Origin of the sequence: Bacillus capparidis (assembly GCF_017832095.1) — a bacterium.
In the GTDB taxonomy this organism is placed as follows: Bacteria; Bacillota; Bacilli; order Bacillales; family Bacillaceae; genus Bacillus; species Bacillus gobiensis.
Window position 1 is genome coordinate 724,265 of sequence record NZ_JAFDST010000001.1, and the last position, 18,431, is coordinate 742,695.

Genomic DNA, 18,431 nt, shown 5'->3' on the forward strand with positions numbered 1-18,431 from the left:
TAAGCTGGTCCTCTTATCCCAAAAATCGTTGAACAATTCGTTCAGTGGCTCCGAGGTAACTCACTCCGAAAGAATTTAAATGCATATATAAATATAAAAGCTGGTATAATGGCCAAATCTCTTGATTAAGTTTGGAATTTGACTCCGCTTCATACGCTTTATAAAAGGAGCTGCCAAATCCCCCAAACAAGGCTGTCATCGCTAGGTCCATTTCGCGATCGCCATATATCACGGCCGGATCAATTAAATAAGGCTCTCCCTTATTCCCTGCTATCCAATTTCCGCCCCATAGGTCACCATGGAGGACAGAAGCTCCAGGATCAGCAGGAATCCACTCTTCAAGCCTTGTTAGTAGTTGAAGATGACGTTCTTTTTGTGCAGCCTTTAAGTATCCTTTTTTTACAGCTATTTCGATTTGCGGGAGTAACCGTTTCTCACGGTAAAAATCGACCCACTTCTCATATTCACCACTTTCTTGTTGAAAAGTACCAAGGTAATTACTGTAGGGCAAGCCATAAAATGATTTTGTAACTTGATGCATTCTGGCAAGCTGCTGACCGAGTTTTGCTTCAGTTGCAGGTTCTTTATTACCCGAAACGTATGACAGAACAAGATATTGCTCGTTCTCTGTTTCTTGATTATATAGAAGCACATTTGGAACGTTAACTGCCCCGCTAGATCTTAATTCTTCCAGCCCCATGGCTTCTTTTTCAAAAAAATCTTTCGGAACGCCGCTATTTGTTTTAATGAATAAGGGCTCTTTATTTGTTTCCACGAAGAAGGCATCATTAATATCGCCCCCGTGTTGAGGAGAAATTCTATTAATCAAAAGCTCTGGATCGATTTTCTCTATAATCCTGCTAATTGATTTGGTAGTAGTCATTGGTGTATCATCTCCTTTTTAAATCATTGTGAGAAATAACCGTCGAAATTTCAATATAAACGTCAATTTTTTCACATAACTAAATCTTTTCCTTTATTGTTAAACTCTGCTATAGTTAAATCATGAATTAGAAAGGTGGAATGCATGATGGTTTTGCAAATTTTAGTTGGTGCGATCTTTGTATTTGCAATTAGTTTTCCGATATTTCGAATGATCAAAAAAGGAAAAATGCCGAACAATTCTTATACGCCGATAGATGATATTGACGCAGGAAGGAAAAGAGATTGATTACAGCTTATAAGAAGATGATTAACCTCCCCCATTTTTGTTCAAGTTTGTGCATATGCCTCAAATGTCAACGATTTGATTATGAGATTTCTACGATCTACAAATTCCAAGTTTTTTGCCGCCATTTATTTTAGCGTTACTTTCGAAAGTGAACTTGGCCATTCTTCTTCTCCCTTTTTATCGCCTGTCTCTTCTATAATTTTATATTCTGACTTCTTTCGCAACTATTTGCTATGTGTATCCGGTCTGAAAATTTCCTTATTTAAGTGTGGACTACGAGAATCCCTATTGATATCCGTTGTTTACATTGTAGGATAATTCTATTTCGGGTACCCGCTAACTGCAAGCTTTTATCCATGCCTAAGTAACATATAAACCTATCCCTGCGAATGGATATTTGCTTGATAAGGAATCTCTCTTTTACCTTTCGGGTAGTACTGATACAGCATGTACGCTACGATCGGAATCAGCAATAGGAAGATGGCAGAACTTATCATAAATAGGAAGTGTATAATTTTCTTAAAATAGACAGGATCTTTCATGATTGAATGTGAAAAGAATTTAAAAGTGCACTATATAAGCGAAAATAGATAAGGATAGGAAAAAGAGAAGCAGTATGGGTTATAAAATTATAGAAACATGTTATCTGAATTTTAGCACAATTAAAACTTCATATGTAAAAAAATGCTAGTAAAATAAAAAAAGATGAGCATAGGCTCATCGAAAAAGATTAATTATCACAAATTAGTATTTTGTAATATTTCTATTTTTTTTTCATTCTTACTAAATACAGCATAAACAAACAAAGCAATCCATACCAATATCAAAGAACCATTGATGATGTATTTAATCACATCGTCTTCCACTATTAAACCGATTAATGTTTGGGCGTTCGTAAATACAATTAACCCTCCCACTAATACTCCTAACAAATAGGTTGGAATCACTTTCACAAGCCAAGCTGCAAATGGCGCCGCGACCACTCCGCCGAGGGCAAATCCAGCCACCCACAGCCAGTTGATCTGCTCCCACCCGAGGAACAACAAGAATCCGAGTGATGCGGATAACGTAACGGCAAATTCACTCGCTGAAACGGTTCCGATTACTTTACGTGGAACAAACCCTTTTTTAGATAACAAAATCGGAGTGTTAATCGGTCCCCATCCCCCACCACCTACAGCATCAAAAAATCCTGCCAATGCGCCAAGAGGAATGAGAAAAATGTTCTTTAGCTTTCGTGTTGAATAGTCTTCACTTGGATAAAACTTAAACATAAAACGAATGATAATGTAAATTCCCATCAAGAATAAAAACAATGAAATAAACGGCTTAAGAACTTCCCCATTTAAATTGCTTAAAAAAGCTGCACCAAGAAATGCACTGATCGATCCAGGAATAATTAACCTCCAGAGCAGCTGTTTATCTACATTTCCAAACCGCCAATGTGATATGCCGGAAGAAGCGGTAGTGGCAATCTCAGAGATGTGGATCGACGCTGATACAACGGCTGGTGCTACTCCAAACACGAGCAGTAACGAAGAGGATGTGGCACCAAACGCCATTCCCAGTGACCCATCAATAATTTGTGCAAAAAAACCCACGATTGCAAAAATCAATAACTTCTTCACAATGAACCTCCCAAACTATTTTCTAAAACATATTATGCCCAATGTTTTTCCACTGTTATTTTTATTTCTTTGATTTTAAGTTAATAAATCCGATATGTCAACTAAGTTTTATCGTAAAAATAATACTTTCGCAGCTTAGCAAGCAAATAATACAAAAAAAGCACTCAAATTCCCGAGTGCTTCTGTAAGTAAATAAATATTTTACGAGCATGGTATTAATTTGATAGCTCGCACCAATTGTTCAAAGAATGACCTAGCCGTTCCAATTGATTCGGCAGGTTTACAACTCCTTCATGTAAAGTAAATTGAGGTACCGGTTGTGCATGTGATAAATTTAGTTTTTTCATTTAGCTGGCAAGGATAGTCAGGTACTATAGTTTCTTTTTCACAGTTCGTTCCTTGGCTTTATTTTAGGTAGAATTTATAATATAAATCTTTTTTTGCTGTTGATTGCTTCCCTTTTCCCCATCCAATTTCATTGCGATAACTTCCGACTTTACCGGAATTGATCAGTTTTTCTTGTGGGAGATCAGTAGTTTCTTCAGCGTTTGGGGCCACATAAAGTGCGCTTACAGGACAATATAGCTCACACATATAGCAGGTTTGGCAATCATCCTTACGGGAAATCACAGGTGATTCTTCTTGTCTTTTATCAAATACATTCGTTGGACATACTTTTACGCAGAGATTACATTCAATGCATCGATCTTCGAGCAGAACCTCAATCATTTCCTTCACTCCCCACTTGCAACCTGCAGTGATGTTGCATCTTTTTTCACCCAGATTTGATCTAACCCTCCGCTTAATAACCTATACTGCTGGTTAGGATCTTTGTCTGGGAAATCAAGCCGTTTATGCATACCCCTTGTTTCGGTTCTAGCAATAGCACTTGTATACATAAAACGGGATGTTGCCAGCATTGCTGCAGATTCTCTAACTCGTATGATGTCCTGATCAGACTCTCGCAAATGGCTTCTTGCCTCGTTCCATAACAGATTTAACCGATTCAGGGAAGGTTCCAGATTTTTCTTAGTTCTAAATAAATTAATTTCATAGGGCGTTACCTCGGCTCTTACAAGATTAGTAAGCTCATTAGCTTTCAGGGATTCCCCGTTGCTTTGGTTATTGTTTAATCCCAAGACTTCCTTCCTCAATAGCTCTCGAGTGTGATTCTTCGCATTGAGTTTTTGTGCGTAAACTGCTGCTGATTGACCGGACCAGCTGCCTGAAGATATAGCCCAGGCTGCGTTATAGCTCCCACCGCCTGTAAATCCTCCGCAAATTAATTCTCTCGTTGCTGCATCACCGGCAGCGAACAAGCCAGGAATGGAAGTTGAACAGCTTTCATCTTTTATACGAATACCTCCTGTCCCTCTTACTGTTCCTTCAAGGCGTAAGGTGATTTCAAAACGATCAGTATATGGATTAATATTCATCCGGTCAAACTGAACGAAAAAATTTGGCTGAGCAAGGCGCATATACCTTTGCAAATGGTGATCATGCTTTGCTTTATCCAATTGAGCAAAGACCTTTTGCCCTTCTCTCAACTTTTTCGCAATAACGGATCTTCCTTTCCTTGAACCGGCTCCTTCAATAATTTTCCCATTCTCATATGTAAAGCTAGCCCACTCATAGTAAGCTGTTTTTGTAACAGATGAAAACTTAGGAGCTATTGCATATGCATTTGAAAACTCCATCCCGGATAGATCAGCACCAGCTTCAGAGGCGAACAAATACCCATCGCCGGTTAAAACATTGCATCCTAATGCTTTACTAAGAAACGCGCATCCTCCTGAGGCAATCACGATTGAACTTGCCTGAACCGCCCAAACTTCCTGACTTTGCCTATTTACGCCAGCTGCTCCGGCAACCCCATGGTTATCATAAAGCAGCTCTAACGCGGGACTGTGATCCAGGATCGTAACTTTTGCTTTCATTAATTTTCTTCTGAGGAGACGCAGATATTCAGGACCCTGCAAGCTTTTTCTATGAGTCTGGCCTGTTTCATCTACAGGAAAAGGGTAACCCCACTTTTCTAACTTGTGCATGTTTTCATATGTTTTATCTAAAACTCGCTTCATCCATCGCCGCTCTGATAAAAAGCCCCCTAAAGATTCCCTGCTTCTCATGGCTTCTTGCCTCTTCTCTTTATCAGGTGGGATATACCAGACCCCATTTCCAGAAGGAGCAGCAGCCCCGCTTGAACCGCAATATCCCTTGTCAACTAAAACAACAGATGCTCCTTTTTCCCTTGCTGTCAAAGCTGCCCATGCGCCAGCTGGCCCCCCACCTATAATTAAAACGTCTGCTTTTAAAAATAAGTCATAGTGTTGATTTACTAACCGCTCTGTAAAGTCCTTATTGTTAAGCAAGAAATACACTCCTTTTTGGAGAAATTAAAAAGACTCTTATCTAACGAATTAACGTAAGATAAGAGTCTCTGGTTATCCAGTCGACCTGTTATTTAGGTTCCTGAAGAAATTCAATATTTATTTTTATTCGGAAACGATTTTCCTAGTGAAGTTGTATGATTTGTCAATTGTGAAAGGTGATGAATAAAGAACCATCTTAAATAATTTAGATACTAACCAAATTAAGAGAATCAATGGACTTTGCAGTTCTAGATGCACTTTCTAAGAGGAAAGAATATGTTGTAATCATTTTCAATTAATTCATTTATTTTAACTCAAGTATATCTTGTCATTATATTATCCCTGTATTTCTGATCTGTCAAGTTGGAATTTAAAACTTTGATTTTTCATGGAAGGTGATTTCCTTAAATATGGATCAAAAGCGATATTGAGAGCAGTGTCATATACACCTGGAGGAACTGCATTAATAAGATCAGGTTTAACTGGTGGACATAAAAGTTAAAACTAAAACAATAAGAAAGCTTGCGGGAACGTCTGCTCTCCGCAAGCTATTCTTTTAATTAAGGCGTGTGGAAGTCTACATGGTTATCAGTGCGGTCAAACCATCCTCTAAATGCCCAATTAATCCAGCCGCCGTCTCCTTTATTGTCAAAGGAGCCATCCTTGAATACCCAGATTCCGTAAGTAATGCCGTCATAAACAGCTGATCCATAAAATTGCACATCATTAAATTGGTAATCATATTCTTGATTTAAATTAAACACCATTACGTTGTACTTCTGACCTGAAGCATAAAAGGTGGTTTCCATCACATTTTTAACCCAGCCAGGACGATTTTGCTCGGATTTAACAGCTTCATTAATGCGGTCAGCTATTCCTAAAACATCCACGTCTACATTTAAACTTCCTTCAACACCTGCTGCTTTAAAATTAGAACTGGATGGAGCCGCCTCACTATTTAATTTACTAGTAGAAGGTGAAACTTGAGGTACTGTACTGCTTTCTGGCTCACTAGCCGCAGAAGCACTTGCTGCAAAAGGAACTGTTAAAGCTAAAGCTAAAGTTGATCCAAGCAATGTACGTCCGATTTTCATTTTTTCGTCCTCCTAGTTCGGAAATTTTTAAAGCTAATACAAATTAATGTTATCCTGGAAAATCGATCTAGCAAAGAGTCAAACTCCTTATCATTCATATGCATAGATTCGAACCGACTTTTAACATAATATGGATGTGGGTGCTTAAGAAGAGGGTCGAATGATATGTGGTGAAATATATTTCGGTATAATTAAGCATAAGAAAAAATTCCCAATCTATAGACCTCTTTTAATGAAAGGTCTAGTCTTTCACAATTTCAGTAAAGTGTTTAATAACTATTTTTTTCAATCTTCTCATCAAACTTCCTTGCAAAAAACCCTTTTAATTTTTTTATTACTCTATATCCTCACTTGTTAGTATTACTAAGTGATAGTTATCATTGCATGTTATATTTGGGGTTACTCTAAAAGACATGTCACCAATGTCAATTCGAGTTCTTTAACTGAAATCCTACTCCTTTTTTCTCAAGTAAATACGATGCAGGCGGAATTAAGATATACTGCTCTAGAGTCAGGGGATATTGATTTAGTTGATGCTTATTCAACAGATAATCCGTTAAAAAAATATAACCTTACTGTATTAGAGCATATAAGCATCTATTTCATTAATACCAAGGAGCTCCTTTGTTAAGAAAAACAATCTTAGAAAAATATCCAGAGTTAAAAGGAATTTTGAACAAACTGGCTGGAAAGATTACAGACGATCAAATAGAGAAATGAATTACGCCCCTACACCTTAGGAGAGCAAAATATGAAATGGGGTTAGTTCCCTTCTGCTCGATCACGTATTTCATCAAGGTAGCTGTAGATCGTTACTTTTGACACTTGAAGGGCATCAGCCACAGTTTCCAGAGCTCCCCTGATTAAAAACACTCCTTTTTCTTCCATAGACGCTACAATCTCGAGTTTTTTGCGCCTGTCCATTTTCTCAACATCAGATTCGCCAATAATTTGCTGAATAAGGGTTTTTGCAATTTCTTGTACATTGTTATACTCTGTTTCTTTTTTTAAATCGAGCGGATTTTCTTTTACTACAATATCTGATAAAAATTGTTGGATTTGAAAAAGTGGCTCAGTGTCGTAATTGATTGTGAGACAGCCAATTGCGTCTCCTCCTGTATTACGAAGAAGAACAGATGTTGATTTTACGTTTTCTTTTCCGTTACTCGCGATTTGATAATTTGCCGCTACATCATTTTGCAGATTTTTGGATAATAGCACTTGAGTTAAAAGGTGATTGAAGGGGTGTCCATTTTCGATTCCGGTGACATGGTTATTTGTCGTGTAAATAACAGAAGACTGTGAAGTGGTAAGATCATAAAGAACCACTTCGCAGTTTTTACCAAAGGTTTGTGCGATCGCATCGGCTATGGGGATATATTTCATCAATTCATCTCGAGCATTTATTGTCATATGACCACCTCAAGTATTATGTTATAGAATATTATATGAATATTCAATGAATTATAATAATTTATGATTTATTACTCAGAAAAGTTTATAGGGTGAGCTGTGTTATATAAATAATTATATGAAATTATCTTTTCACAGAATAAACATAGACATCTTTCTCCCACTTATATATTTTTTTGTCTAGGATCATACCAATTCGTTCTGCTACTTTAATAGAAGGTTTATTGTTGATATCTGGGAGTGAAATCAGCTTTGGGAGCTCCAATTGGTTAAACCCATAGTTCTTACATGCTAAAGCAGCTTCAGTTGCATATCCATTCCCCCATTTGCTCCTAACAAATAAATAGCCGATTTCCATTTCTATCGTTCCTTCGATGTCTTGAGGAACAATTCCGCACTGTCCGAGAAATTCACCTGTCTCTTTTGCTTCGACAATCCAAAGGCCGAGACCGAATTTTTCATAATTACTTAATGTCCAATCGATCCACTCATTCGCAGCAGACTCATCCTTGGTTGATGGATAGTATTTCATCGCGACGGGATCTGAAAAAATTTCAAGCAGATGATTGATGTCGTCTTTTCTCATTTGTCTCAAGGTTAACCGATCAGTACTCATAATGATTTTACTCATTTCTTTCCTCCTAAGCATAAAAACTATTATATTTACGCCTATCCCTCACTTTATAGATTCAAGGTTCAATGCGCCTTGTCCTGTTATTCTTTCAATCTTTTCATACATATAATAAAGTATAAAGCAAAATCGATAAAAGTTTTAAGCTTTTAATGTATGTATTTCACTATTGACAGTCCAGGAGGATTCATGCATGATCTAAAATGAATGAACTGTTCATTCATAAATATTGATGAGAGGTTGTCAGAAATGGAAATAATAAATAAAAATTCGAAGTGGACTTTACGTGATAAATATGTGGTGATCACCGGTGCTACGAGTGGAATTGGATTGGCTGCTGCAAAAGCACTCGCGGTACGTGGTGCAAGGCTTGGTATCGTCGCATGCAGCCGGGATAAGGCAAATGAGACGGCAATGAAAATAAAGGAATTAACCGGAGGAAGTGCTACAGTAGACGTGTTCCTGGCAGACATGGCTTCCCTGCGTTCCGTTCGAATGGTTGCTTCTGACATTTTAGACAGGTGTCCCAGAGTCGACGTTTTGATCAACAACGCCGGAGCCTTGTTCGATACCCGGCAGGTGACAGAAGACGGCTTTGAAATGACTTGGGCAGTTAACCATCTGGCACCGTTTCTTCTCACTACTCTTCTCCTCGAACGGCTGAAAGAAAGCGCGCCTTCCCGAGTGATTACAACCGCATCCCATGGACATAAAATGGCCAAGAGAGGTATTGATTTCAACGATCTGAGCGGAGAACGTATATATAGTCTTTCAAAAAGGCTTACAGGCGGTCCCACATTACGCTATGCACAGACGAAGCTTGCTAACATATTATTTACCGCCGAGTTGGCCAGACAGCTGGAAGGAACCGGCGCACCGCCTACTGCTTCGATCCGGGGCTGGTGTCTACGAACTTTAATCAAAACAACGGGAAACTTGCTCGCTTGACGATGGCGGCAATGAAACCCTTCTCGCGAACTCCGGAGAAAGGTGCAGAAACGCTCATTTGGCTGGCTGATTCTGATGATATCACCGAACATAACGGGCTCTATTACGTTGACAAGGAAGTGAATATCCCTGCGGCGTCTGCCCAAGACATGAAAATGGCGAGGCGGCTTTGGGAAGTTAGTGACGAACAAATCAACTCCTTGGAAGCTAATTAATAACTTCATCGATCAGTGGGGCCGATCTCAAGATCCCCACTGAAATATTTCATTTTCTCCCCTCTCTCCTTATTTTTTCACGAAACCAAAATGGGCTGTAAAGCAGTAAAAAGCTAATAATCATTACTCCTTCAACGGATAAGAGGTACCATGGCCACGGCCCGAGAAAGTCCAATATCGATGCACTTTCTGGTTTTTTCATTATGTACAAATAATTTGAATTCAGTATTCGATTGATAAAAAATACGCAAGCACCGTACACGTTTACGATAATTAATGTCATCCATAGAGAGAAAAACGTCGGCCTGTATTTTTCAACTGCAACCATAAAAAGACAGGCGAGAAAAACTCCGCCATGGGAGACGTAAAATTCAAAGAAACGAAAATGCGGAAAGGAATAGATACCCAAGTCAGGCGTCAGCATGGCTTGAATCGAACTTCCTATTCCAGCAAAATATAAAAATTGAAACAGACTGACGCTTCTAGAAAGCAACATCACAATGGTTAGGAGTACTGCAAGATCGCTAAGTTCAAGAGGCAAAGATTCGCGGAGTGACCAAACATCATAAAAAATCGCCCAAACATGGTAACTAATATCTGAAATGATCAAAAGTGCAGCAAGCGAATAACAAAATATGCGGATCCGTCTGTTGACTGCAAGAAATCTGCGAAAAATGAACAGACAAACAGCGAGTAACACAATGATCAATAATGTGCAAAGATGTTCGGCTGAAAAAAGATGAATAGGATCGTTTGGAAAGTCTTTTTGAAAAAATTTATGCATTTTGGCACCTCGGGCTCGCATTGTACACTTATTTTGCCTCAAACAACCAACGATCTATTCGGTATTAGTCATATTTTTTAATTATATTGCCTGATTCTACAACTGCCTTATGGAAACGATTCACTAGCATGATACGCTAGTGGCTTACAAACATTATAAATTGAGGTGGTGAGAAACTTGCAAAAAGGACAAATATGGCTACCTTTACTTGCATCAGCCGGTATCGGTACAGCTGCTTTCTATAGCATGACAAGAGGCCAAGGAATGGGACAAACCGTGCAGCAATTTGTGCCGCTTGTTGCGGGTATGGCAGGTCAAGGACAACAAGGTCAACAATCGCAACAGATGCAACAACAAAACAATCAACAGCAGCTAACTTCGAACACTCAGCTGCAATAAAATATATCGTGCGACTTTCAAATCCCCCGCCACGATCATTAAGATGATTGTTCTTAATGTGTTAGGGAATCAGGATGTTACGATGGACGTATCGAAATCCGAGCGGTTCGAGTTTCTAAAAAGATCTTTTCACATATGTAGAAAAACGCAAGTGAGGGAGCAATGCCCCTCACTTTTTTAGATGATTGGATAATTCTTTACGTAACGAGGATTCACGTAATAAGGCGGCCTTGGACCTACTTTAGGCATTGGCCAGGCAAAAGGATTTGAATTATATAATAGTTCTTCTTTTTCCTCAGAATAACGTAGTAATAACAGCTTCACTTCAGGACTGTATTTCAGTAATTGCATATTGGTCCTCTCCCCTCTTCTTTTTTCACACCCTATTCAAATCATTCCGAAAGTGAGTTTGTACAGCTTTCATTAAAGTGTATAGGCACTAATATGCCCAAGATGACATATTGTAAATGGATTATTGGTATGGGGAGGTCTCCAATGAAAAAAGATGATCAGCAATATCAACAGCCTGCAAATCAAGAGTATCCGTTGTACCCGAATTACGGAAAAATTACACGTTTTGAGGACATACCAATTAATGTGCCAGAGCAGCGTCAGCTTAGGCAGCCTGGTCTTGAAGAATTGATGGTGCCTCGGCCAATCGTTGAAAACCCGAATGATAAAGGAAGCGGAAAATTAAAAGGTAAGTTCGCCCTCATCACGGGCGGAGACAGCGGAATTGGTGCTGCAGTAGCCATTGCTTTTGCAAAAGAAGGTGCAGACGTTTCCATTTCTTACTTAGATGAACATAATGATGCGAACAGAACAAAAGCAAGAATTGAACAGCTAGGACAGCGCTGTCTTCTGCTGCCGGGTGACTTACGTGAAAAGCAGCAGTGTATCAATATTGTTGAGCAGACTATCCAGACGTTTGGAAAGCTCGATATTCTCTGTAACCACGTAGGAATCCAGCTGCAGCAATCAAGCTTGCTTGATATCACTGACGAACAATTCGATGACACCTTTAAGGTCAATATATACTCTCATTTTTATACCACTAGAGCGGCTCTCCCTCATTTGAAGCCAGGAAGCTCGATAATCAATACTTCCTCTGTTGTAACTTATATAGGTGAGAAAAACTTGATCGATTACACGGCGACAAAAGGAGCGAACATCGGTTTTACTCGTGCATTGGCGAACAATGTGATCAACAAGGGAATACGTGTAAACGCAGTAGCCCCTGGTGCAACGTGGACCCCGCTTATTCCATCAAGCTTTTCGCAAGACCGAGTCGCCATATTTGGCACAGTCAATCCGATGCAACGGGCAGCACAGCCTTTTGAACTAGCTCCAACCTATGTCTATCTTGCTTCTGACGATTCACGCTTTGTTACCGGACAAACGCTTCACGTAGACGGCGGGCAATCCACATCATCTTAATGAAAATATAATTAGTTATATAATGTATAATTAATTATGTATAAAAAGATATATTTCATTATGCAGCAATCGCTTTGGATTTTTCCGGTGAATTGCGGCTAAATTATTTGTATGCTTTCATAATTGTTATATTGGGGTCTTCTGAAAACCTCCAAAGTTACAGATTCGAAACTTGAAGGTTAATCATGCAGGTAATCAAACCAAATTGAAATACATGTAAGAGATTTCGTGGACGAATAAAGCTGGTTTTTCTTACACGAAGAATTACCAGCTTCGGTGTTTAGGATGCGGAGTGTAATAATACATTGGGACTGTCATTTTTTTGTGGAAAATTTATTTACCGAATCTGTAAGTTACATTCCCTTTGTTTTTAAATATAAATAAAGACCATAATCTGTCGCTACTGAAGTATAACCCATTTGTCGCAACATAGCTGTAATATTACCACGATGGTATGTACCATGATTTACAACATGAGGCACTAGATCGGACACGCTTGTTTTCATTAAGTCTCCAGACGGGTGTTCAATTACAAGAGGCTTATTTATATTTTTTGTTTGGTTAAGGAAAGATTTGTATCGGTCGGCTAACTCAGAAAACATGACTTCCATTTCCCCTATTTCTTTTGCTTCTGTTTGTTCTTTTCGTTGTTCAGCTAACTCCAACGCATGGTTCATACTTTCACCAGAAAAAACTTCGATCCATCCAAGATCAGAAAGATAAACATGGGTCAATACATTAGATAATGAGGAAAAGACACTTTGAACCTCTTGACGATAAACATCCTGTGGAAGCTCTTTTAGCCGATTAAAAATTTGATTATTTGCCCATACATTATATTCATACAACTGTACTGAAAGGTGCGCCATTTCATATTCCTCCCTTATTATTTCGATACAACTTCTACTCAATTGTAAGCGAACTTATGTTCTTTTTCAAGGAATTACAAGCTAAGCCAGATCCAGAAATTGTGACAGTTACACATATTTTGTTTGTACTCCTGAATTAGAATAACCGGTTCATCCTTAAGATGATGAAAACCGGCTATTTTTGTCTCAAGAATTTCTCTTGGTTTAAGCTATGAAAAACCCCCGATATCAGCAATAAGGCCGAATCTCGGGGGTTTTTGTGCTTAAGCGTGAAACCAACTTACTTTCATTAATTAAGCAGATGACTACAAAATCAATAAAGGCTGCATTTATAGCTTATCGTGCTTCATTTTTAAAATGTTTATAAATCTTTTACTGCTGATTCGCAAGTATTGTAGCTATTTCGTCTTCTACATCTTCTCCATTCGAGTCATCCGTCATGTTATTTAAGATGATCGAAAAAATAAGAGGTTCCCCGCTTTTCGTTTCAACATATCCAGATAATGAGCTTACCGATGAAATCGAGCCGGTTTTCGCTTTAACATTCCCTTTCGTTGGCGGGTTTTTCATGCGGCCGCTAAGCGTTCCCCCTACCAAGCGGTCACTCTCACCGGCTACAGGCAATGAATTGAGATAGGCTTGATACCACTCTTCCCTTTGAACTGAAAATAATAAGCTGGAGACTTGATTGGCTGAAATCAAGTTCACATGAGAAATGCCCGATCCGTCTCTTAGAACGATGGCTTCTGGATCAACGCCGAATTTAGGCAGCTCAGTTTTCATAACCTCGAGTCCTTTATCCCAGCTTCCCTCACCTTTTGCGACTTTCCCCATTTCTTTTACAAGTGTTTCAGCATGTCCGTTGTTGCTAAGCTTCATAAATGGAACGAGAAGATCGGATAACGGCATCGAATGATCTGTTGATAGGATCGATGCTTGATCAGGTGCTTTCCCCTCTTTTAATTTGCCTTTTATTTTGATCCCATGCTCGTTAAGCGACTGTTTAAATAAGTCCAATGCATAACCTGTTGGCTCCCACACAGCGACCCATTCCCTTGTCCTGCTTGCATTTTCAGGAATAGTACCTTCAATTGTGATTGTATTTTCGCCGTGTTCCCGCTCAATCGTTATGTCTTTTTCTCCGCCAGCTGGTACCGTTTTTGCATGATTCACGATGTTTACATAATCGGTTTTTGGCGACACGGTTACCTCAGCTTTCTGGCCATTCTTACCAGGATTCACATCAACAATCACTGTTCCTGCATCAAAGTCCTCGTTTGGAGAAGCTGTTAGCGCAGAAACTGGTGCTGCGTAATATTTGGATTCATCACTCCAGGACAAATCAGATGAATACCTCACATCGTCGTACCATGTATCATCTCCAATAACGTCCCCTTGGATCGTTTTTATTCCGGCTTTTTGGACGTCTTCAGCCATTTTGTCAAAATCAGATTTCAAAAGTGTAGGGTCCCCTTTTCCTTTGATGTAAAGATCTCCAAAAAGGTTTTTCCCTTTGATTGAGCCATTTCGTAAAACTTCTGTGGTGAATGAATAATCTTCCCCTAATGTCGAAAGAGCAGCTGATGTAGTTAATAGCTTCAAGTTAGATGCAGGCTTGAGGCGGGTATTTCCAGTATGATCATAAATCAGTTCCCCTGTCGAAGCTGATCGAATACTTACTCCAGCGATTGCTCCTTTCAGGTTGGGATTATTCGCCAAAAGCTGATTCAGTTCATCAGTTAATGCTTCCCTATTTAAACTTGCTGCTGACGGGGAATGAATGACATGGATAAGAAGAGCTCCGACTACCATAAAAAGCACCACTAGGCTAAGACTCATTTTCATCTGTTTTTTCATCGAATTTTGTCACCTCTCACAAAAGTATCTTTATCTCTCTTCTTCTTTTATAGGCGATCTTCCTTTATTTTTCAGATGAGGAAAAAGAACCGTTTTTGTGCTCTAGGACATATTATTTAGTTTTTCCTGCATGATTTCTTATTCTTTGTTTTATCTCAGGATGCTCAATATCAAGGCCATAATAAACAATGTTCCCATTGGTTTCTTTTACAATAGTATTTAACTCTAGTATGTTTACGTTTAGGATCAGCTTGCCAGAATTCAACTTCGTTTGCCAGGACAGCGTACAGTCTCCAATCCGGAGAAATGAGTTCTGGCTGCAGTTGTATTTGTTCCTTTGCTTTTTCTAATGCAAGTTCTACTTCCTTAAGTTGAGGCAATACTTTGCTTTGTTTTGCTAGTATTGCAACTGCTCTTGCATCATCAGATCGTTCTAAAAAATCCAAAGAGATTGCTTTTTTTAGCTGCATTCCTTTTTTACTTTCGGCTGAGGTTGCAAAGTACCAATGATTGTCGGTAATTTTTTTAACGATCAATATTCGTGCATCAGGTATACCATCTTCGTCAACTGTAGATAATGTCATCGCATGAGGTTCCTTAATGTGTTAATCAATTGCCGTATTTAACCATTGCAAAAATAAATCTGTAGGGTTTTCTGGAAGATTTTCTGTATTAAAATCAGGAAATGGACCTGTTAAGGATTTTAAGTTTCTTAATATCATTTGCTGATTCGATCGATTAGCATTGTTTTCTTGGAATCGATGTTGAAACATAAGCATCTTCTTTGCGTATTTTTGCGATATATAATATTTGGCCCAGATGCTCGGAAAAGTGGGACGCACATTTCATAATGACGTCTAAATTGGTTACCTCGTTATTGCGGATAGTTTGTATTTTTAAAAATCCATCCTGTGATAGGGAAGTTATAACCCGGATGATTGTAGAAAACGATTGCTCGATGATTTGAAGCAGTTCTTTTTTTGTGTGTGTTATTTTTTCACTGAATTCTGATTCTCTATCCCGAATGTCTTTTTTTCCTTCAATACCAGCCTCAACTCTTTGATGAATATTGCCTGATATATGTACAACCAGGTTAGTGATACTATTGCTTCCACTTGTGGGTCTCCAATTAAGGTCTTCGTCGTTTAGCTGTTTGATAGCCTCTGTCATTCGATTTTTGATATCTATAAATCTTCCCTTTATATTTTCTATTACAACCTCTTCAAACATCACCTAATCCCTTCTTCCCTAAAATTTTTTCTTTCACTGATCTTTACGGTTGCTTGCTTCTTTTATTATGATAAAGAATAGGTTCTAATAAAACTAATATATATATTTTCAATAATCATCAAAAATATTTATGGATTGGAGAAGTGGCAATGAACCTGCATGCTTTACGTATCTTTACCGAGGTTGCCAAATCCGGAAGTGTCACTCGTTCAGCTGAAAACCTGTTAATCAGCCAGCCTGCAGTGACAGCACAGATTCGTAATTTAGAAAAAGAGCTCGGAATGAGGTTAATTCAATCGAAAGGAAGGTCCATCCAATTAACAGAGGCTGGTCAAGAATTAGCCATTCATTCCAATCGGCTGTTTGCACTTGAAGGTGAAATAGAAAAAAAGATGAATGATCTAAAGACAGGAATGCAAGGAAGCTTGAACATTTGTACGACCAGCCTGCCAGCGAATACCGTATTGCCGCATTGGATTATTAAATATAAGGAAAGCTATCCTTTAGTGGATGTTAAGCTATTTAAGTCAAACTCAAGTTCAGCATTTCAACGCTTGTTGGACTATTCAGCACATGTTGCAATCGTTTGTGGAGAACGAGAGGAAGAAGGAGTTGACACTTACACTCTGTTAGAAGATGAGCTTATTTTTATCGTTCCAGGAAGTCACCGATTAGCCGGGAAAGAAGTTTCGCTTGAGGAGCTTATGAAAGAACCGTTTGTTCTCCGGGAAGAAGGAAGCTATACACGAAGAAAACTTGTTGCATTGTGCGAGTCTGCGAAGATTAACGAACCGAGCTCCTTCATCCAAATTGAAGGCATGATCGAGTCGATCGAAGCAGTTAAAGTAGGTTACGGAGCTGCGCTCGTGCCTGCACTTGCCGTAAAAAATGAACAGCTTGATGGGAAACTTGGGAGAGTTTTTGTCAAAGATCTTTACATTAAGCACCCGATAAAATTATGCATTAGAAAAAATGATGAACCTTTTTCACCAGCGGCAAACTTTATTTCGTTAGTTATTACTGAGCTGGGTCAATTAGAAAGCACAACTCCCCTTTTTGAAGAGCTCCTGCCGGAATAATTCGTATCTCTCCAATTTGAATGAAGGAATATTCATTGAGCTTGTCTTGATCAAACGTTTTTCAAAACAAGCTCATTTTCATCATAATCCGCCGCAGGTAGAATTTTTGTTTTCTGTTTTTGGATCCTCATCTGAATCGTTTGAAACAGATTCTAATCCATATCCGGTCGAGCTGATTTCGTATTCTTCCTCATTTACTGCTCTTTTCTTATTTTGATCTAAATCATGATTGTTTTTTTCCATAGTATAACCTCCTTTGACGTTTTTTCATTTCTATTGTTTCTTTTTCGGATTGAAGTCATTCGAATTTTAGCGTTATTTGCTTGAAATACACTATTTTCCACGCTAACTCCTCCTTTAAACGATTTTCTCACTTTTTCACGAATTCTAGAAACTTGCGCAAAGCTGCAGACAATAAGACATCTTTTCTCGTAATAAAGTTGGTCGGTATGTTGGAATAGGTTTCCGGAAGCGGCGTAAAAGCTAAAGATGAGTTTTCTTTAATAATTTCTTTCATCATGACCGCTGTCCCGATCCCTGCTTTAACACAGCCGATTATTGCTTCTATCGTACCGAATTCCAATATTCGGTTCGGAACAACCTTTTCTTCTTGCAGCCACGCTTCCAATCGTTTTCGATAGCTGCAGCCGTGGCTGAAAACTAATAAGTTCTTGCCGTTTACTTCATGGATGGAGGTGAGCGGATCTTTACTAATAAGCGTAAGCTCTTCCTCGTGGAATAAGAAAGAGTTAATGTCCGGGTGGTGAGCCTCACCTGCAACAAATGCGCCTTCTAGCTTACGTTCGACAACAAGACGAATCAATTCATCTGTCGTATGCGTTTCTAAAATGACCTCTACCTCAGGATATGCAAAGCAATATTGAGCGAGGATCGTTGGGAGACGAACGGCAGCTGTTGATTCCGTTGAACCGATTTTCATCGTTCCCATCGGTCGTTCTGCATTGCTTTGAACTGACCGAACAGCTTCGTTCACTAATTGAAGGATTTGTTTTGCATATGGTAAAAGGATTTCTCCATTTGTATTTACATCAACACCTTTTCCATTGCGATAAAACAGCGGCGTCCCTAATTCCTCTTCCAGCTGCTTGATTTTCATCGTCACATTTGACTGCACGTAGTTTAACTTTCTGGCGGCTCGTGATAAATTCCCTTCTTCTGCTACTTCAAGAAAAACGATAAGATCCTTGATGTCCATCCTGTCCCCTCCTAATATCATCAATTTTTTTGATATCAATTATCTTTATTACTCATTTTACATGATATCAAAGCTTTTTTACACTTGG

20 protein-coding genes and 2 pseudogenes are annotated in these 18,431 nt (G+C 38.9%); 7 read left to right on the plus strand and 15 right to left on the minus strand.

The genetic code is table 11. From position 1 onward, the window contains the following. Positions 1-13 precede the first annotated feature (13 nt). A complete protein-coding gene (locus JOC74_RS03525; RefSeq protein WP_053602990.1) occupies positions 14-883 on the minus strand; it encodes a fructosamine kinase family protein in 870 nt (289 codons plus the stop codon). A gap of 147 nt (positions 884-1,030) precedes the next feature. Between JOC74_RS03525 and JOC74_RS03530 the strand changes: the two genes are divergently transcribed. After that, positions 1,031-1,171 (plus strand): DUF3951 domain-containing protein, encoded by a 141-nt coding sequence (locus JOC74_RS03530; RefSeq protein WP_211086051.1) that lies wholly within the window; start codon positions 1,031-1,033, stop codon positions 1,169-1,171. A gap of 737 nt (positions 1,172-1,908) precedes the next feature. On the opposite strand, the gene JOC74_RS03535 is transcribed toward JOC74_RS03530, so the two are convergent. From JOC74_RS03535 to JOC74_RS03545, 3 genes are all read right to left on the minus strand, one after another. Continuing rightward, on the minus strand, positions 1,909-2,799 hold the full coding sequence (locus tag JOC74_RS03535) for a sulfite exporter TauE/SafE family protein (RefSeq protein WP_053602991.1): 891 nt from the start codon (positions 2,797-2,799) through the stop codon (positions 1,909-1,911). Between the two features lie 405 nt (positions 2,800-3,204). Beyond that, complete coding sequence (locus JOC74_RS03540) at positions 3,205-3,528, minus strand: 4Fe-4S binding protein (protein WP_053602992.1); 324 nt, start codon at positions 3,526-3,528, stop codon at positions 3,205-3,207. A gap of 5 nt (positions 3,529-3,533) precedes the next feature. After that, positions 3,534-5,171, minus strand: coding sequence for an FAD-dependent oxidoreductase (locus JOC74_RS03545; RefSeq protein WP_053602993.1), 1,638 nt, complete (start codon positions 5,169-5,171; stop codon positions 3,534-3,536). 394 nt (positions 5,172-5,565) lie between these two features. Here JOC74_RS03545 and JOC74_RS03550 point away from each other — a divergent pair. After that, positions 5,566-5,673 (plus strand): annotated as a pseudogene (locus JOC74_RS03550) (hypothetical protein); the annotation flags it as partial. Positions 5,674-5,731: 58 nt separating this feature from the next. Here JOC74_RS03550 and JOC74_RS03555 read toward each other — a convergent pair. After that, positions 5,732-6,265, minus strand: a complete 534-nt coding sequence (locus tag JOC74_RS03555) for a stress protein (protein WP_211086052.1) — start codon at positions 6,263-6,265, stop codon at positions 5,732-5,734. A 478-nt stretch (positions 6,266-6,743) separates the two neighbouring features. Here JOC74_RS03555 and JOC74_RS23810 point away from each other — a divergent pair, with 478 nt between their 5' ends. Continuing rightward, entirely contained in the window at positions 6,744-6,896 is a 153-nt protein-coding gene (locus JOC74_RS23810; RefSeq protein WP_280881403.1) for a glycine betaine ABC transporter substrate-binding protein, read from the plus strand. A gap of 131 nt (positions 6,897-7,027) precedes the next feature. On the opposite strand, the gene JOC74_RS03565 is transcribed toward JOC74_RS23810, so the two are convergent. After that, a complete protein-coding gene (locus JOC74_RS03565; protein ID WP_053602995.1) occupies positions 7,028-7,678 on the minus strand; it encodes a helix-turn-helix transcriptional regulator in 651 nt (216 codons plus the stop codon). A gap of 124 nt (positions 7,679-7,802) precedes the next feature. Then, positions 7,803-8,309, minus strand: coding sequence for a GNAT family N-acetyltransferase (locus JOC74_RS03570; protein ID WP_053602996.1), 507 nt, complete (start codon positions 8,307-8,309; stop codon positions 7,803-7,805). A gap of 249 nt (positions 8,310-8,558) precedes the next feature. On the opposite strand from JOC74_RS03570, the pseudogene JOC74_RS03575 reads away from it, so the two are divergent. Continuing rightward, a pseudogene (locus JOC74_RS03575) lies at positions 8,559-9,472 on the plus strand (SDR family oxidoreductase). A gap of 49 nt (positions 9,473-9,521) precedes the next feature. On the opposite strand, the gene JOC74_RS03580 reads toward JOC74_RS03575, so the two are convergent. Beyond that, positions 9,522-10,256, minus strand: coding sequence for a YwaF family protein (locus JOC74_RS03580; RefSeq protein WP_053602997.1), 735 nt, complete (start codon positions 10,254-10,256; stop codon positions 9,522-9,524). Between the two features lie 168 nt (positions 10,257-10,424). Here JOC74_RS03580 and JOC74_RS03585 point away from each other — a divergent pair, with 168 nt between their 5' ends. Then, the gene (locus JOC74_RS03585; protein WP_225970335.1) at positions 10,425-10,655 is read left to right on the plus strand and encodes a hypothetical protein; all 231 of its coding nucleotides are present in this window, start codon (positions 10,425-10,427) and stop codon (positions 10,653-10,655) included. 177 nt (positions 10,656-10,832) lie between these two features. Here JOC74_RS03585 and JOC74_RS03590 read toward each other — a convergent pair whose 3' ends face one another. Further along, positions 10,833-11,006, minus strand: a complete 174-nt coding sequence (locus JOC74_RS03590) for a hypothetical protein (RefSeq protein WP_192841138.1) — start codon at positions 11,004-11,006, stop codon at positions 10,833-10,835. Positions 11,007-11,150: 144 nt separating this feature from the next. Here JOC74_RS03590 and JOC74_RS03595 point away from each other — a divergent pair, with 144 nt between their 5' ends. Continuing rightward, positions 11,151-12,092, plus strand: coding sequence for an SDR family oxidoreductase (locus JOC74_RS03595; RefSeq protein WP_053602999.1), 942 nt, complete (start codon positions 11,151-11,153; stop codon positions 12,090-12,092). Between the two features lie 353 nt (positions 12,093-12,445). Here the strand turns inward: JOC74_RS03595 and JOC74_RS03600 are convergent, their stop codons facing one another. From JOC74_RS03600 to JOC74_RS03615, 4 genes are all read right to left on the minus strand, one after another. Next, the gene (locus JOC74_RS03600) at positions 12,446-12,961 is read right to left on the minus strand and encodes a DinB family protein (protein WP_053603000.1); all 516 of its coding nucleotides are present in this window, start codon (positions 12,959-12,961) and stop codon (positions 12,446-12,448) included. A 372-nt stretch (positions 12,962-13,333) separates the two neighbouring features. Next, positions 13,334-14,818 carry a D-alanyl-D-alanine carboxypeptidase/D-alanyl-D-alanine endopeptidase gene (gene dacB, locus JOC74_RS03605; RefSeq protein WP_053603001.1) on the minus strand — a complete coding sequence of 495 codons (1,485 nt, stop codon included), beginning with the start codon at positions 14,816-14,818 and terminating at the stop codon, positions 13,334-13,336. 170 nt (positions 14,819-14,988) lie between these two features. Continuing rightward, positions 14,989-15,420 carry a pyridoxine 5'-phosphate oxidase C-terminal domain-containing protein gene (locus tag JOC74_RS03610; RefSeq protein WP_225970380.1) on the minus strand — a complete coding sequence of 144 codons (432 nt, stop codon included), beginning with the start codon at positions 15,418-15,420 and terminating at the stop codon, positions 14,989-14,991. A gap of 136 nt (positions 15,421-15,556) precedes the next feature. Beyond that, positions 15,557-16,048 carry a DinB family protein gene (locus JOC74_RS03615; RefSeq protein ID WP_053603003.1) on the minus strand — a complete coding sequence of 164 codons (492 nt, stop codon included), beginning with the start codon at positions 16,046-16,048 and terminating at the stop codon, positions 15,557-15,559. Between the two features lie 149 nt (positions 16,049-16,197). Between JOC74_RS03615 and JOC74_RS03620 the strand changes: the two genes are divergently transcribed. Further along, positions 16,198-17,127, plus strand: coding sequence for a LysR substrate-binding domain-containing protein (locus JOC74_RS03620; protein ID WP_053603004.1), 930 nt, complete (start codon positions 16,198-16,200; stop codon positions 17,125-17,127). An 81-nt stretch (positions 17,128-17,208) separates the two neighbouring features. On the opposite strand, the gene JOC74_RS03625 is transcribed toward JOC74_RS03620, so the two are convergent. Together JOC74_RS03625 and JOC74_RS03630 are read right to left on the minus strand one after the other, a co-directional pair. Then, on the minus strand, positions 17,209-17,370 hold the full coding sequence (locus JOC74_RS03625) for a hypothetical protein (protein ID WP_192841139.1): 162 nt from the start codon (positions 17,368-17,370) through the stop codon (positions 17,209-17,211). Positions 17,371-17,497: 127 nt separating this feature from the next. Beyond that, positions 17,498-18,343 (minus strand): LysR family transcriptional regulator, encoded by an 846-nt coding sequence (locus tag JOC74_RS03630; RefSeq protein ID WP_053603005.1) that lies wholly within the window; start codon positions 18,341-18,343, stop codon positions 17,498-17,500. Positions 18,344-18,431: the final 88 nt, after the last annotated feature.

Coding starts and splice junctions, on each gene's coding strand:
- JOC74_RS03540 (WP_053602992.1), bottom strand. CDS start 3,528: ATGATTGAGGTTCTGCTCGAAGATCGATGCATTGAATGTAATCTCTGC.
- JOC74_RS03580 (WP_053602997.1), bottom strand. CDS start 10,256: ATGCATAAATTTTTTCAAAAAGACTTTCCAAACGATCCTATTCATCTT.
- JOC74_RS23810 (WP_280881403.1), top strand. CDS start 6,744: ATGCAGGCGGAATTAAGATATACTGCTCTAGAGTCAGGGGATATTGAT.
- JOC74_RS03620 (WP_053603004.1), top strand. CDS start 16,198: ATGAACCTGCATGCTTTACGTATCTTTACCGAGGTTGCCAAATCCGGA.
- JOC74_RS03630 (WP_053603005.1), bottom strand. CDS start 18,343: ATGGACATCAAGGATCTTATCGTTTTTCTTGAAGTAGCAGAAGAAGGG.
- JOC74_RS03530 (WP_211086051.1), top strand. CDS start 1,031: ATGGTTTTGCAAATTTTAGTTGGTGCGATCTTTGTATTTGCAATTAGT.
- JOC74_RS03615 (WP_053603003.1), bottom strand. CDS start 16,048: ATGTTTGAAGAGGTTGTAATAGAAAATATAAAGGGAAGATTTATAGAT.
- JOC74_RS03565 (WP_053602995.1), bottom strand. CDS start 7,678: ATGACAATAAATGCTCGAGATGAATTGATGAAATATATCCCCATAGCC.
- JOC74_RS03570 (WP_053602996.1), bottom strand. CDS start 8,309: ATGAGTAAAATCATTATGAGTACTGATCGGTTAACCTTGAGACAAATG.
- JOC74_RS03590 (WP_192841138.1), bottom strand. CDS start 11,006: ATGCAATTACTGAAATACAGTCCTGAAGTGAAGCTGTTATTACTACGT.
- JOC74_RS03595 (WP_053602999.1), top strand. CDS start 11,151: ATGAAAAAAGATGATCAGCAATATCAACAGCCTGCAAATCAAGAGTAT.
- JOC74_RS03625 (WP_192841139.1), bottom strand. CDS start 17,370: ATGGAAAAAAACAATCATGATTTAGATCAAAATAAGAAAAGAGCAGTA.
- JOC74_RS03525 (WP_053602990.1), bottom strand. CDS start 883: ATGACTACTACCAAATCAATTAGCAGGATTATAGAGAAAATCGATCCA.
- dacB (WP_053603001.1), bottom strand. CDS start 14,818: ATGAAAAAACAGATGAAAATGAGTCTTAGCCTAGTGGTGCTTTTTATG.
- JOC74_RS03600 (WP_053603000.1), bottom strand. CDS start 12,961: ATGGCGCACCTTTCAGTACAGTTGTATGAATATAATGTATGGGCAAAT.
- JOC74_RS03555 (WP_211086052.1), bottom strand. CDS start 6,265: ATGAAAATCGGACGTACATTGCTTGGATCAACTTTAGCTTTAGCTTTA.